Below are 14308 nucleotides of genomic sequence, written 5' to 3' on the forward strand. Positions count from 1 at the left end.
CAATACTTCTTGCAACTCGTGGCAAGAAATAATCTTTTAGCAAACCTTTTATCTCAAAAATAAGTTTCCGAAACAATATTCCCGAACGCCACCCCTTTCCGTATCAGAATATCACGCACTTCCACCACCATTTCGGCGCTTCCGCACAAGTAATACTTCACATCAGTCCGCAGATGCGTCTGGTTGTTGAGCCAAGCGGTAAGTCGTCCACGGTAGTAGCGCGTATCTGTCTGCTGCGAGCAGCAACGCACATACCTGTCCTCCAAAACCGCCTCCAACACTGCCGAATAATAAAAGTTTTCATCCCTTCGTCCACCCTGTATCAGCGTTTTGCCTTGTCCTGCCCCCGAGCGCACCATCGACACAAAAGGAGCTACTCCCGTACCAGCGGCTATCCACACCGCTTCACGGTCGTCGCACCGAAACGTTCCAAAGGGCTCCGACACAAACACCGTGTCGCCCTTCCTGAGCCGCGAAAGCTTGGGAGTAAGCCTGCCTTCGGGTCTTTCGTCGAACAGGATTTCAATTTCAGCGTCGCGCTCGCCTCCGGCTATGCTGTACAGGCGCGGCTCACCATAGGGTTCTAAATCTATAGCAACCACTTGTCCTGCCCGGAATTCAACATCGCGTGCAAACGACAAAACATAAACATCATCGGCAACCTGAGTCAGCGATGTTACTTTCTTGGGAAATAGCGTACGGGAATTTGACACAATACGTTTAGTGAGATATTCAGTGGATAATGATTTTTCAAAAACTGAAAACTAAACAAGTAAAAGGAATGATTGTTCAGGATAATGGATAATTGATAATTGATAATTGATAATTGATAATGATTAATGGTAAATTATCAATTCTTCATTTTTCATCTTTCATTTTCAATTAGAAAGTTTATCCAGCGCTTGCGCTATACGCTCCACTTTCTGGTCATCTCTGCGGGCAGCATATATCCAGTCGGTTATGCTTTTCTGTTCTTCGGCCGATAGTTTGCGGTAGTTTTCACATGCCACGGGGTCATCTTGCAGGCACAGCATAAAATCATCGGCTGCCACAGTGGGCAACTCTTCGGAATACAGCACGACGTGCACGCTGTCTCCTTCCTGTTTGCCTATTTTCTTTCTTATTTCGGCTTTCACCGGCAGAAACAACGTACCGTTACCCATAGGCATCAGGTGGTAATTGGCTATTTCGTATCCGTCAATGCTGCCACGCACCTTCACCCAGCCAAACCATGCATGCTTGTCCTGCTGTATTTGAGGTATAGCCGCAAATGTCCAACCGCCTTTGCCGGGATATTTCTGCAGCACATAGTCCTGATCTACCAGTGGTTTTTGAGGCAATTCATTGTTCATAATTAATCACTAATAATTGACAATTGAACATTAATTATTAATACTAAGTTCCACTACCTCGGTCGTTTCCCCAGTTATTCTAAACCTGTCATCGAGCCGTTGCCCCACTATCCACACGATGTCATTGCCCGACACCAGCAACCAGCTTTGTTCCTTTTCCAGCAGGCTTAGTTTGTTGTCAATAAAAAAATCGCTTACTTTCTTTCGCTGTTTCATGCCGAAAGGGTAGAACACATCGCCTTCGCGCCATCTGCGCAGTTGCAGCGGGAAAGCCAGCTTCGAAGCATCGATATGCACGCGCTTTGCCGACCTGGAAATACTGAAGTCCGGGGTTAGCTTCAGGGTTTTCAGTTCCAGGCCGAAGGGTTGATCTATTACTGCGTCGGGTTGTGTGATGTAATACTCATCCACCGTGTCATCATCCTTCGGGCTGATAATAAGGTATTTTCTGTCTTTTATCAGTCGGTGTGTGTCCGAATAAAAAGTTTTACCCGATACGGCATCCAGATTCTCGGTTACCTGCTCTATCGTTGCTCCGCTAAAGCCAAACGGATGCAGTATTTCGTACATCACGGTAGGTATATGCACCTGCTGTTTAATAATGTCGATGTTCAGTTTTGTCAGTCCGTCCGCTGTTTCGGCTATTTTCTCCCGTATCGTATCAATGGCCTGCGCGTAAATGGCCGTGGTACCTTCAAAGCGTTTCAGCGATTCGTAGAGAGTTTGTCGCAGCGATGGATTAATCTCTTCGAGCAACGGAAGTACTTCGTTTCTGAACTTATTGCGCTGGTAATCTACCGAAGCGTTGGTAGAATCTTCCACGTGTTCCAGATCGTAGCGTATCAGGTAGTTTTCCAGTTCCTGACGGTTGCAGCAGAGTAGGGGGCGGATCACTTTTTTGTTCCGCGGGCGGATGCCCGAAAGTCCGCGCAGTCCCGTTCCACGAACCAGATTCATCAGCATAGTTTCAATGCTGTCGTCGGCATGATGCGCCACAGCGATGGCTTCTGCATCAAGTTTTTTCAGCAAATCATGAAACCACTCGTAGCGTAAGTCGCGGGCAGCCATTTCTATCGAAATTCCGTGTCTATCGGCATAGCTTACGGTATCAAAATCAATGCTATAGAAGGGTAACTTCATCGTTTTAGACAACGCACGAACAAACTCCTCGTCGCGGTCGGATTCTTCCATTCTCAAATGAAAGTTGCAATGCGCCACCACACACTCGTACCCCAGCACATGCAGTATATGCAACAGCACAACCGAATCTGTTCCACCGCTCACCCCAACAATTACCCGTGCTTTCGGGTTCAGCAATTGTTGTCGTTCAATATAAGATTGTACTTTTTGTTGCATAAAATGTTCCAATTAAAGTATCTTTGTACCTGAAAAATGGCATAGACAAAGGTATTCATTTTTCGCAGAAACAGAAAATCAGCAAAAGAAAACGCTTATCGAATTTATCGCCCTGTTTTAGACCGATGATGAACCGAGATTATATTGCATTCCGATTATGAATTACGCTCAAACCATACAATATCTGTACGATCGTCTTCCGGTGTTTCACCACATTGGCAGTGCAGCCTACAAACCCGGACTGGACAATACCATCCGGCTGATGAATGCACTCGACAATCCGCATACCCGCTACCGTACCATTCACATTGCCGGCACCAACGGCAAAGGTTCCGTGTCTCACATGCTGGCATCCGTGCTGCAACATGCGGGCTACAAGGTGGGTTTATACACCTCGCCGCATTTGGTTGAGTTCGGTGAGCGTATCCGTGTCAATGGTAACATGATAGAGCAGCAATATGTTGTGGATTTTGTAGAAAAACATCAGAATTTATTCGGCGAGATTGAACCTTCGTTCTTCGAAGCCACTATGGCATTGGCTTTTGATTATTTTGCAGATAAACAAGTAGATATTGCCGTAATTGAAGTAGGCTTGGGTGGCCGGCTCGACAGTACCAACATCATACAACCCGAATTGTCGGTAATTACCAACATTAGTTTCGATCATGTAGGATTTCTGGGAGATACATTGGAAAAGATTGCGTTTGAGAAGGCCGGAATCATTAAACCCCACACACCGGTGGTGATTGGCGAGGCTCTACCCGAAACCCGCCCGGTATTCACTGCCAGAGCGTTAGAAGAAAACGCACCGCTCTGTTTTGCGCAGGAAACTGTCAGCGTATCATTTATTGACGATGCGGATGGAAAAATGCGCGTACAAACTTCCGACCATCGACGGTTTACGGTAGACTTATGCGGACTGTATCAGCTCAGCAACATAGCCACCGTGCTTACTGCTGTGCAACAATTAAACTCCCGAGGTATTTTAATCGACGAAGCAGCTCTGAAACAAGGGCTTGAAAGGGTTACCGAAACTACCGGACTAAAGGGGCGCTGGCAGGTTCTACGGCAGCATCCCACCATCGTAGCCGACACGGGACACAATGTGGGTGGCATTCGCTATGTAACGGAACAGATTAAAAAACAGACGTATAACACCCTGCGCATAGTGATAGGCATGGTCAACGACAAAGATATTTCGTCGGTATTGGCTTTATTGCCCCGCGAAGCTGTTTATTACTTTACCCAAGCCAATATTATACGCGCTCTCGATGCTGCCGAGTTAAAGGATAAAGCTAAAAGCTACGGTTTAGAAGGCAATGCATACAACACAGTGAAACAAGCGGTTAATGCAGCCATAACCCAAGCCGGAAAAGAGGACTTTCTATTTATCGGAGGCAGCAACTTTGTGGTGGGCGAAGCACTGGCGGAAACAGATTTTGCTTAGGTATACATTATTATATAAAGAAACAGGGTGAACATATTTTTCATTGTTCACCCTGTTTCTTTTTCTCTTATTCAGCTGTTACGCCGTTTTTACTTTATAACCGCAACTGGCTTTTCCCTTTACGATATTAGTCAGCTTCGATTTTAGCAGTTGTCTGCGTATTGGTGTAACGTGGTCGGTAAATAAATGACCTTCCAGATGGTCGTATTCATGCTGAACCACACGCGCCTTATAACCTTCAAATACATCAGTATGCTCTTTAAAATCCGGATCCAGATAGGTTATTTTGATGGACTGTGCCCGCGATACGGTTTCGTGTATTCCCGGGATGCTCAGACAGCCTTCGTCACCCGAAACTTCTTCTTCACTGCGTTCCAATATTTCAGGGTTTATCATGGTGATTTTGAATGCTCCCAATTCGGGATCATCTTCTTTAAAAGGTGCTAAGTCAATCACCAGCAAACGAATAGGCAAACCTACCTGTGGTGCTGCCAAACCCACGCCTTCGGCATGATACATAGTCTGAAACATATTATCGATAAGCGTGTTTAATTCCGGATAATCAGCATTAATCGGCTCAGCCACTTTGCGAAGTACAGCATTGCCGTAAGTGTAAATAGGTAATATCATTATGTGTTATGAAAAATTACAAGCTGCAAGTTATCAAAGCCCTGCATTAACGGGCAATAATAAATGAAACTTCCTTTATTATAAATTATATATTGATTCGAGATATGATTGCAGAATAATGGTGGCCGAAATTTTATCTACCAGCTCTTTATTCTGTCGGTCTTTTTTCTTTAAACCACCTTCGAGCATGGCTTTATGAGCTAAAACAGACGTAAAACGCTCATCAACATAAACAAGTTCAATTTCAGGAAATTTTCGCTGAAGTGCCGTCGCAAAAGGGCGTATGTACTGCATCGAGTCTGAGTCCTGTCCGTTCATTTGCTTAGGCAACCCTATCACAAATTTTTCGACAGGCTCTTTGGCTATGTATTTTTCCAGGTATGTCAGCACCTCGTGAGCCGAAACCGTGTCAAGACCATTGGCACTGATATGCAACATGTCAGTGACTGCCAGCCCTACACGCTTTTGTCCGTAATCAATAGCCAGAATTCTTCCCATACTTTTGTGTTTGAGCCTGCAAAGGTACAACTTTTAGACAAAAAAAGTTGAATATTTATCGATTCACAAACTATTTTACAACCCGAAAGTGCTAATACCCGGAATCAGGACGCCCTAAAACAAAAGAAATGTCAATGGATGAAAAATTCTAATCGCGTTATCCCGAACAATAAATATGCATTTAATATGCACATTTATTAGACCGATTTACGATTTATTCTCCAACACACCTCTATAAAATTAAAATGTCAGCAAATCCTGCTATCAAACATAAATATGACCATATCTTTCTGTTTAAAATAAATGGATTTGCAAAAAATGTTTAGTAATTTTGAGAGAATTTTTTTTCAATTTTTTTCGGTTAATTATTTATTTTATCAAATCATTTATAATCATTATGAAACAGTTTAAACGGACCGCAATGTTGCTTTTTGTAGCATTAATTGCATCAGGCAAAGCATTTGCCTCAGAGGCAAATCTCAAAATTCCGGATTTACATGATGCCACTTTTCCTCATTTTGGAGGAATGGATGGTTGGCACCTGTTACTTTTCGGTGCATTAGTAATTGTAGGTACACTTAGTATCAGTTTGTATTTGTTCAAACAAGTAAAATCGTTACCTGCCCACCAATCCATGTTGGATGTTGCCAGCACCATTTACAAAACCTGTCGCACGTACCTGTTGCAACAAGGTAAGTTCCTGGCCATTCTATTTGGAATTATCGCGGTGGCTATGGTGTATTACTTATCAATGGCAAATGCCGAAGCGACCGGACCCGATGCTTTATCAACACCAGTTGTTGTTATTTTAGTGCTTTTATTCTCCATTGTGGGTATGGCCGGCTCGTACGCAGTTGCATGGTATGGAATCCGAATCAATACTTATGCTAATGCCAGAACTGCTTTCGCTTCATTGAAAAAACGTCCGTGGGATGTGGTTAATATCCCGTTACGTTCCGGTATTTCTGTGGGTTTGTTCTTAATCTCACTTGAATTGGTAATGATGATTATTATTTTACTTTTTGTACCTCGCAGCATTGTTGGATATTGCTTCCTGGGTTTTGCCATTGGCGAATCGCTGGGTGCTTCCGTATTGCGTATTGCCGGGGGGATCTTTACCAAGATTGCTGATATTGGTTCAGACTTAATGAAAATTGTATTCAAAGTAAAAGAAGATGACCCTCGTAATCCGGGTGTAATTGCCGACTGTACGGGCGATAACGCAGGCGACAGTGTTGGACCTACTGCCGATGCTTTTGAAACTTACGGTGTTACCGGTGTTGCTTTGATTTCATTTATTACGCTGGCTATTCCTGCCGATCAGGTAGATCTTCAGGCTAAACTGATTGTTTGGATTTTCGGTATGCGCTTCCTGATGGATATTTTCTCCGGGATATCCTATTTTGTAAACAATGCCATTTCCGAAAAACAATATGGTAAATCATTGGATTTCGACTTTGAAAAACCATTGACCCGCCTCATCTGGATTGCTGCTATCTCTTGTATTGCCATTAGTTTTGGTATGAGTTATGTTCTTATTGGCGATATCACCGTTGGTGGAAAATTACTTCCTCATTTGTGGTGGCATCTGGCTACCATCATTAGCTTCGGTACATTGGCTGCCGTTCTGATTCCTGAATTTACCAAGAAGTTCACCAGTTCAAAATCAGATCACGTTCACGAAATTGTAACTGCTTCACGCGAAGGCGGCCCGTCATTGACTATTCTTTCGGGTATTGTTTCCGGAAATTATGCTGCATACTGGATGGGACTTCTAATGGTTGGTTTGATGGCTGGAGGTTATTTTATCAGTCAGAATTTAGGTATTGGAAACGCCATGAGCGGATACGAAAGTATTTTTGCTTTTGGTCTTGTAGCTTTTGGTTTCTTATGTATGGGACCTGTAACAATTGCTGTCGACAGTTATGGACCTGTAACCGATAATGCTCAATCCGTATTTGAGCTATCTCAAATTGAGCAAATCCCCAATATTAGTGCAGAAATTGAAAAATATTTTGGTTTCACTCCTGATTTTGAAAGAGGTAAACATTACTTAGAAGCTAATGATTCAGCCGGTAATACATTTAAAGCTACTGCAAAACCGGTTTTGATTGGTACAGCCGTTGCCGGTGCTACGACTATGATTTTCTCCATTATCCTTTTGTTGAAAGGCGTAGGCATGTTGAGTCTCGAGTTGACTCAGGCTCCTATTTTATTGGGACTGATTACCGGTGGAGCCATGGTGTTCTGGTTCTCAGGCGCATCGATTCAGGCAGTTACTACAGGAGCTTATCGGGCAGTTGAATATATTAAACGTCACATGAAACTTGACAAAACTCAAGCCGATGAAAAAGATTCTATTGAGGTAGTAAGAATCTGTACTCAATATGCTCAAAACGGTATGTGGAATATCTTTATCACCCTTATGACAGCTACATTGGCTTTTGCGCTGTTTGACCCCAACTTCTTTGTGGCGTATCTTATTTCTATAGCTATCTTTGGTTTGTTCCAGGCGCTTTATATGGCCAATGCCGGTGGTGCATGGGATAATGCCAAGAAATTGGTGGAAGTAGATTTACAAGAAAAGAATACTCCGTTGCACGATGCTTCAGTAATTGGCGATACAGTTGGCGATCCATTTAAAGACACTACTTCAGTAGCACTTAACCCTATTATCAAGTTCTCTACTTTATTTGGATTGTTGGCAGTAGAAATTGCAGTTAACATGTCAACTGTTGGTGCTGATGGTGTTAAACACTATACCTTAGCACACTTTATCACTGCCGGAATATTGTTGGCAATATCCATGTATTTTGCATGGCGTTCGTTCTACAAAATGAGAATTAAAGTAGAAGAGTAGTAATAAAAGTGATAACTTAGTTTTAAACTAACGTTTTAATAAACACCATATAAGTTCTGTTGATACAGGCTTATATGGTGTTTTTACATCCAATGTCTTCGGTTTTTCACAGAATATGTTATCTTTGTATCTCAATTTAAGTTGAACTACAGAAACAATAAATAATTCATTTATAAAACAATAGGCGATATGCATAACTGGTTTGAGTGTAAAATAAAGTACGAGAAAACTGCCGAAGAAGGCAAAATAGTAAAAGTAAATGAAGCTTATCTGATCGATGCATTGTCGTTTACCGAAGCCGAAGCGCGTATCATTGAGGAAATGCGACCTTTTATCAGCGGTGAGTTTACGGTGGCCAATATCCGCAGGGCTAAAATCAACGAAATGTTTTTTAATGAAAACGGCGACAAATGGTATCGTGCTAAAGTTATGTTCGTATCGCTGGATGAAGAAAAAGGTGTCGAAAAACGTACTGCTGTCACCATGCTTGTACAGGCCACTGATATTAAAGAAGCCCTTGATGGAATTACAGAAGGTATGAAAGGCTCAATGGCCGATTATGAAATTGCTGCCATTACCGAAACCACTATCATGGATGTATTTAAATACGAAGCGGAATAATTAATTAGTCCGTAGTAGGAAGTAGACAGTAAGTAGTTAATAAAGCTTGATTGATAACTCCAAACTACCTACTACCGACAACAAACTGCCAACTAAGACATGTCTATTCAATCGAACATACAATCTATCCGGACACACATTCCATCGCATGTGCGCCTGGTTTGTGTCTCTAAATTTAATCCCAACGAATCTATTTTAGAAGCTTATGAAACAGGTGAAAGAATTTTTGGCGAAAGTAAAGTTCAGGAGTTATGTGGCAAATATGAAACCCTCCCAAAAGATATTGTTTGGCATTTTATTGGGCATCTCCAAACTAATAAAATTAGGTATATTGTTCCTTTTATTTCATTAATTCACGGTGTCGACTCGTATAAACTGCTGACTGAGATTGATAAACAAGCTGCTAAAGCGGGCAAAACGGTACACTGCCTGCTACAAGTTCATATAGCTCAGGAAGAAACAAAGTTTGGACTTTCGCCCGACGAACTATTGGAAATGTTTGAAGCGGGAGCCTGGAAACAGCTCAAAAACATACAGATCTGCGGACTTATGGGCATGGCAACCTATACCGTAAACAAAGATCAGATTCGCCGCGAGTTCAACGGATTGAAAACACTTTTCGATCAGGTTAAACAGCAGTATTTCAGCAACGAGACTTCTTTTTGCGAACTATCCATGGGTATGTCCGACGATTTTCAGATTGCCATCGAAGAAGGAAGCACGCTCGTTCGTGTCGGGAGTTCCATTTTCGGACACAGAAACTACTAAAACACAAAGAATGTTGGTTTAAACCAACAAAATACATACATTTGTGTTATAAACATTCACTTTACTACTTATCTACATGGCTCAATTGCTTTTTACTATCATAATCGTCATCCTCATTGCCGACTTCATGCTGGAGCGATACCTCGCATTTCTAAACATCAAACAATCCGGTAAAGAACTTCCTCTACTGCTACGGGATATATACGATACCGAGAAATATGCAAAACAACAGGAATACTTCCGCACCAACTCGCGGTTTGGCATGCTGACCAGCAGCTTTAGTTTTGTAATCATTCTGCTAATGCTTATTTTTAATGGATTTGCATGGGTGGATGGTTTAGTACAACAGCAGGTACAAAGCCCGATATGGACTCCTGTATTGTTCTTTGGAATTCTATATTTTGCCAATGATATACTGAGCATACCATTTGATCTATATGACACCTTTGTGATTGAGCAAAAGTTTGGATTCAATAAAGTAACTCCCAAACTCTTTGTGCTCGACAAATTGAAAGGTTACGCAATGACGCTGATACTGGGTGGTGGTATTTTAGTGCTCATTATCTGGATTTATACACTGACTCCTACTTATTTTTGGTTGTGGGCATGGTTGGTGGTAACCGGTTTCAGCCTGTTTATGACTATGTTTTATTCTCAAATCATAGTTCCGCTGTTTAATAAACAAACACCGCTTGGAGAAGGTGAATTGCGCACCGAAATTGAAAAGTTTGCTTTAAAATCAGATTTTAAACTGGACAACATCTTCGTAATTGATGGTTCAAAACGGTCTACCAAAGCCAATGCTTACTTTAGCGGACTGGGCTCAAAGAAGCGTATAGTACTGTATGACACTTTGATGGATAAAATGACTGTAGAGGAAATTGTGGCTGTTCTGGCGCATGAAGTAGGACACTACAAACACAAACACACGCTCATCAATTTTCTGATTTCGCTCCCGTACACCCTTGTGCTTTTCTTTGCTTTCGGATTTATTCTGCAAAGCGATGTGCTTGCTCAAGCTCTAGGAGCCAACGAAGCTTCATTCCATCTAAATGCACTGGCGTTTAGCATTTTGTATTCGCCTATTTCGCTGGTGTTGGATACAGCTATGCATGTTCTTTCCCGTAAGTTCGAATATCAGGCTGATGCTTTTGCGGCTAAATACGGTTATGGATCGCAGCTTGAATCCGGACTGAAAAAACTGACGGCTACTTCGTTGGGCAATCTGATGCCGCATCCGTTGTATGTCTTTTTCCATTATTCGCATCCTACTCTTTTTCAACGAATCACAGCTATAAGTAATAGCTGATAAATGCTGTAAGTAGTGAAAAATAATTACCGATATGACATTTCGAAATAACACTCAGAGGATAAGACTTGTAGCCTGCCTACCGCAGGCAGGCTCGTAACTTGTAACTTGTAACTCGTAACTACTTATATTTGTTTAACCATTAAACTCTAAAATTATGCTCCTCGGAATAATGGGTGCCATGCCCGAAGAAATGGACAAAATCATTGCTGCTATCAACAATAAAGAAATTGTTGAGCGGGGTAGCAGAGTTTATTATCGGGGTGATTTATACGGTCAGGAAGTGGTGGCTGTATTCTCGCGCTGGGGTAAAGTGGCTGCCGCAACTACCGCTACCAACCTGATTCTCGATTTCAATGTAGATCGTATTGTTTTCACCGGAGTGGCAGGGGGTATTTCTCCGCTGCTGAATGTTGGCGATATAGTTATCGGTCAGCGACTCTATCAGCACGATATGGATGCCCGTCCGCTTATGCGTCGTTTTGAAATACCATTAACCGGAAAAACTTCGTTTGAAATACCTCAACAGAATGTTGATACCATGTCGCAGGCAGTACATAACTTTTTGAAGAACAACAAAGAATTCAGAAAAATACTGGCTGAGCAAGATATTACCAACCCCAAAATGCTGATTGGTGACATAGCCAGTGGCGATTTGTTTATTTCAAGTGCCAATATGAAACAAGCACTGATTAAAAATCTGCCTTCGGTGCTTTGTGCAGAAATGGAAGGTGCTGCTGTAGCACAGGTTTGCGACGATTATGGAGTACCTTTAATTGTGGTTCGTGTTATTTCCGACAGTGCCGATGAAGAAGCTCACATTTCCGCTATTGGTTTTGTAAATCAACATGCAGGAGATTATTCTTTGTCTATTCTAAAGGAATACATTACTATAATTCAAAATTTGTAGAAAACAAATAGGAGCTAGGTTATATAATAAATCCGGAATTTGCTAAAACAAGTCCCGGATTTTTATTTTCGATTATCTATATGCTTTGTATTTCTTCTTTGCATCCTGTAGAATCCAGAAAATAACAGCACTTATCAATGCTGTAAAGAAGCACCAAACTGAGGTAAGGTAATGTATAATAAATACTACAGTGATAAGTCAGAATATTATTTTGCTGCCTGTTGCAAATTTTTCACATCATTCAAAACCCATTGCAATTCAGGATCAGTTCCATTCATTCTATCAAGTAAAGTTGGACTTATTTCTACATCCGGAAAAATTCCCCGACCATCTATTTCTGATTTATACGGAGTTTGATATCCCAACAATCCAAAGCTAACTGTCAGTTTTGATTTAGGAAGTCTGCGAACAGGCATAATCCCTGCCACACATCCATTGTAGGCTCCTCCTGTTTCCTGACCAACAAATATAGCTCTTTTAGAACCCTGAAGATTGGAAGACAACAAACATGACGCAGAGAAACTTCCTCCGTTTATAAGCACATATACTTTGCCCTTAAAAGCAGTTGCTTTAGGATGAGTTGGTTTAGATTCTTTAATAGGAAACTGATATTTCTGGTCTATTCCTTTAATCGTTTTAAAGTAAGTATAAATATCCACACAAGCCACAACCGGAAAAGAAACTGTTCTAATTGCCTGAACCCAAAGGGGGTTAGAGTCAGAATACCCAGAATACCAAAGACTTGTTTTAGACGTTACTTCCGATTTATCTATGAAGTGGAAAGTGCTATCAGCAAGATAGGAATACAGGTTGTAGATTTCACGTAAACGTCCTCCTGTGTTATCTCGCAAATCAATGATTAATGCCTTGCAATGCAATGAATCCAATTGTTGAAAACTCTTTTTATAAAACTTCTTATAGGCGCCTTTCGTAAAATCTGAAATTCTCAGGATGGCAACACTACTATCCTTAACCGGAAAACTCAGTTGTTTACTATACATTCGCTTTAAAGGATCGTAACCAAGGAGTTTTCTTTTGTGACTTTCATTTTGTTGCAATTTTTTCTCTTTCGATTTCCCGTTGCCAAGTATTTTCGACTTTACAAGTCTTTTTAAAGTGACAGATCTGATGGAATCTTTGTAATTTAGCTGGCAATACACACTATCCATAATCCCGTTTTGATAATAAAAAAAACGCGAAAAGCTTTTGGCAAGTCTTCTTGTCACGAAAGTCTTATTGTATCCATCGGAGGTAAAGGTATTGCTAAACTTAGACATTAACTCCAATGGTTTTATGCCATTGATCGTTACTACTTCCGTGCCGACTTTAATCGTTGAGTCGTTTGAATTATTTTTTACAATATACAGCTTGTTATTAAATAATTCAAAATCAAACTGAGCCAAAGGTGATGTTCCTTTAGCACTTGCAATCTTTTTTTCTAGAGGTTTTAATTTCTTTGTCAGGGGGAATGTCTGTGTATGCCCTTGTTTGATAGATGCAATTACAGGACTGAGTCTGAAATAAAAATCAGAACTTGTTATGGGAGTAGTCAGTGACGATCTAAGGCTGTCAAACTTATAATCCAGATCTTTTTTAGCTATGTAATGATACAAATCAGGATGAAGTTTCTCCAGTTTGTGCTGAATATAATCTACATCCGACTTTAGATCTTTCTCATTTCTCAGCGCATTTAGTTGTGCATTGTACTTATCAACCGAAGCGCAACTTTCTAAAAGCAATGCCAGCAACAGGGTATACCTGATTAATCTCATTTTATCAAACACTTGCTTTTTACAATTAGTCGTTTTTATATAAAAAAATAGTAGAATCGTTCTGAACTTCATTTTACCTTACAATTATCTACCGTGCTTTACTATAGAAAGCCAGAAAGTCCCAAAGAAAATGGCATAATATTATCACTCTTATATTTCTGTATTTATAATAAACTATCGCATATAACAGCCCCAAACATAAAGGAAGAAGTACCTGGGCTATAGTCCCATAAGAGATATGTAAGATGCCGAAAAGAATAGCCGAAATAACTATTGATACAGCCGGTTTATTAATAAGCATTTCCAGTCTGGTCAATAGATATCCTCTGCAAATTAGTTCTTCCGTTACACCTGCAGTCAATGGAACCAATACAATAAGTAATTTATCCTTTTGTATAATATGCTCCAACTTATTAGCAATATCACTTTTATTATTTACGCCTGCAAATTTCACGATTAATAAAACTATAAAAGCGCAAATAAATGACATCAGCATGATTTTAAAACATGATTTCAAGTAAAAAGTAAAAGGATAACTCTTTTCAGTCCAGAGTAGAAACGGTTGCTTTTCAATTTTTACAACATACAGGAACAGCAATGATAAAACAAACCATGGATATAACACTTTTAAATAGAGTGATTTTACATCAGAAGGATAAACAGTTACCCCTAACCAATTAAGAAGGGCAGGTAAAGCAAGTATAAAGATTGTTGCTCCAATCCCAATAATAAGAATTGACTTTTTAGGTGTAAGCTGAGTTTGATTCATAATCGCTTTTATTAAT

General features: G+C 40.7%; 13 protein-coding genes. 6 read left to right on the top strand and 7 right to left on the bottom strand.

All coding sequences use genetic code 11. The features are described 5' to 3' along the window. Positions 1-53: 53 nt before the first annotated feature. From PALPR_RS03130 to tilS, 3 genes are all read right to left on the bottom strand, one after another. Positions 54-713, bottom strand: a complete 660-nt coding sequence (locus PALPR_RS03130; protein WP_013444161.1) for a ferredoxin--NADP reductase — start codon at positions 711-713, stop codon at positions 54-56. Between the two features lie 165 nt (positions 714-878). Further along, on the bottom strand, positions 879-1352 hold the full coding sequence (locus tag PALPR_RS03135; RefSeq protein ID WP_013444162.1) for a YdeI/OmpD-associated family protein: 474 nt from the start codon (positions 1350-1352) through the stop codon (positions 879-881). A 30-nt stretch (positions 1353-1382) separates the two neighbouring features. After that, positions 1383-2708, bottom strand: coding sequence for a tRNA lysidine(34) synthetase TilS (tilS, locus tag PALPR_RS03140; RefSeq protein WP_013444163.1), 1326 nt, complete (start codon positions 2706-2708; stop codon positions 1383-1385). A gap of 157 nt (positions 2709-2865) precedes the next feature. Here tilS and PALPR_RS03145 point away from each other — a divergent pair, with 157 nt between their 5' ends. Continuing rightward, positions 2866-4155: a bifunctional folylpolyglutamate synthase/dihydrofolate synthase gene (locus tag PALPR_RS03145; RefSeq protein WP_013444164.1), complete on the top strand. Its 1290-nt coding sequence runs from the start codon at positions 2866-2868 to the stop codon at positions 4153-4155. Positions 4156-4233: 78 nt separating this feature from the next. On the opposite strand, the gene def is transcribed toward PALPR_RS03145, so the two are convergent. After that, complete coding sequence (gene def / locus PALPR_RS03150; protein WP_013444165.1) at positions 4234-4785, bottom strand: peptide deformylase; 552 nt, start codon at positions 4783-4785, stop codon at positions 4234-4236. 78 nt (positions 4786-4863) lie between these two features. After that, positions 4864-5283 (bottom strand): Holliday junction resolvase RuvX, encoded by a 420-nt coding sequence (gene ruvX, locus PALPR_RS03155; RefSeq protein ID WP_013444166.1) that lies wholly within the window; start codon positions 5281-5283, stop codon positions 4864-4866. A 397-nt stretch (positions 5284-5680) separates the two neighbouring features. Between ruvX and PALPR_RS03160 the strand changes: the two genes are divergently transcribed. From PALPR_RS03160 to PALPR_RS03180, 5 genes are all read left to right on the top strand, one after another. Further along, entirely contained in the window at positions 5681-8143 is a 2463-nt protein-coding gene (locus tag PALPR_RS03160) for a sodium-translocating pyrophosphatase (RefSeq protein WP_013444168.1), read from the top strand. A gap of 189 nt (positions 8144-8332) precedes the next feature. Continuing rightward, positions 8333-8764, top strand: coding sequence for a DUF4494 domain-containing protein (locus PALPR_RS03165; protein WP_013444169.1), 432 nt, complete (start codon positions 8333-8335; stop codon positions 8762-8764). Between the two features lie 99 nt (positions 8765-8863). Continuing rightward, positions 8864-9532: a YggS family pyridoxal phosphate-dependent enzyme gene (locus tag PALPR_RS03170; RefSeq protein ID WP_013444170.1), complete on the top strand. Its 669-nt coding sequence runs from the start codon at positions 8864-8866 to the stop codon at positions 9530-9532. Positions 9533-9608: 76 nt separating this feature from the next. After that, positions 9609-10841 (top strand): M48 family metallopeptidase, encoded by a 1233-nt coding sequence (locus PALPR_RS03175; RefSeq protein ID WP_013444171.1) that lies wholly within the window; start codon positions 9609-9611, stop codon positions 10839-10841. Between the two features lie 157 nt (positions 10842-10998). Beyond that, positions 10999-11751: a 5'-methylthioadenosine/adenosylhomocysteine nucleosidase gene (locus PALPR_RS03180; RefSeq protein WP_013444172.1), complete on the top strand. Its 753-nt coding sequence runs from the start codon at positions 10999-11001 to the stop codon at positions 11749-11751. A 206-nt stretch (positions 11752-11957) separates the two neighbouring features. On the opposite strand, the gene PALPR_RS03185 is transcribed toward PALPR_RS03180, so the two are convergent. Further along, on the bottom strand, positions 11958-13523 hold the full coding sequence (locus PALPR_RS03185) for a S41 family peptidase (RefSeq protein ID WP_041620173.1): 1566 nt from the start codon (positions 13521-13523) through the stop codon (positions 11958-11960). A gap of 88 nt (positions 13524-13611) precedes the next feature. Further along, entirely contained in the window at positions 13612-14292 is a 681-nt protein-coding gene (locus PALPR_RS03190; protein WP_013444174.1) for a CPBP family intramembrane glutamic endopeptidase, read from the bottom strand. Positions 14293-14308 lie beyond the last annotated feature (16 nt).

It is taken from the genome of Paludibacter propionicigenes WB4 (genome assembly GCF_000183135.1).
GTDB classification, from domain to species: domain Bacteria; phylum Bacteroidota; class Bacteroidia; order Bacteroidales; family Paludibacteraceae; genus Paludibacter; species Paludibacter propionicigenes.

Bases quoted from the DNA above. Each gene is read 5' to 3' on its own strand.
- PALPR_RS03190 (WP_013444174.1), bottom strand. From the start codon at position 14,292: ATGAATCAAACTCAGCTTACACCTAAAAAGTCAATTCTTATTATTGGG.
- PALPR_RS03185 (WP_041620173.1), bottom strand. From the start codon at position 13,523: ATGAGATTAATCAGGTATACCCTGTTGCTGGCATTGCTTTTAGAAAGT.
- PALPR_RS03180 (WP_013444172.1), top strand. From the start codon at position 10,999: ATGCTCCTCGGAATAATGGGTGCCATGCCCGAAGAAATGGACAAAATC.
- PALPR_RS03145 (WP_013444164.1), top strand. From the start codon at position 2,866: ATGAATTACGCTCAAACCATACAATATCTGTACGATCGTCTTCCGGTG.
- PALPR_RS03160 (WP_013444168.1), top strand. From the start codon at position 5,681: ATGAAACAGTTTAAACGGACCGCAATGTTGCTTTTTGTAGCATTAATT.
- PALPR_RS03175 (WP_013444171.1), top strand. From the start codon at position 9,609: ATGGCTCAATTGCTTTTTACTATCATAATCGTCATCCTCATTGCCGAC.
- def (WP_013444165.1), bottom strand. From the start codon at position 4,785: ATGATATTACCTATTTACACTTACGGCAATGCTGTACTTCGCAAAGTG.
- tilS (WP_013444163.1), bottom strand. From the start codon at position 2,708: ATGCAACAAAAAGTACAATCTTATATTGAACGACAACAATTGCTGAAC.
- ruvX (WP_013444166.1), bottom strand. From the start codon at position 5,283: ATGGGAAGAATTCTGGCTATTGATTACGGACAAAAGCGTGTAGGGCTG.
- PALPR_RS03165 (WP_013444169.1), top strand. From the start codon at position 8,333: ATGCATAACTGGTTTGAGTGTAAAATAAAGTACGAGAAAACTGCCGAA.
- PALPR_RS03135 (WP_013444162.1), bottom strand. From the start codon at position 1,352: ATGAACAATGAATTGCCTCAAAAACCACTGGTAGATCAGGACTATGTG.
- PALPR_RS03170 (WP_013444170.1), top strand. From the start codon at position 8,864: ATGTCTATTCAATCGAACATACAATCTATCCGGACACACATTCCATCG.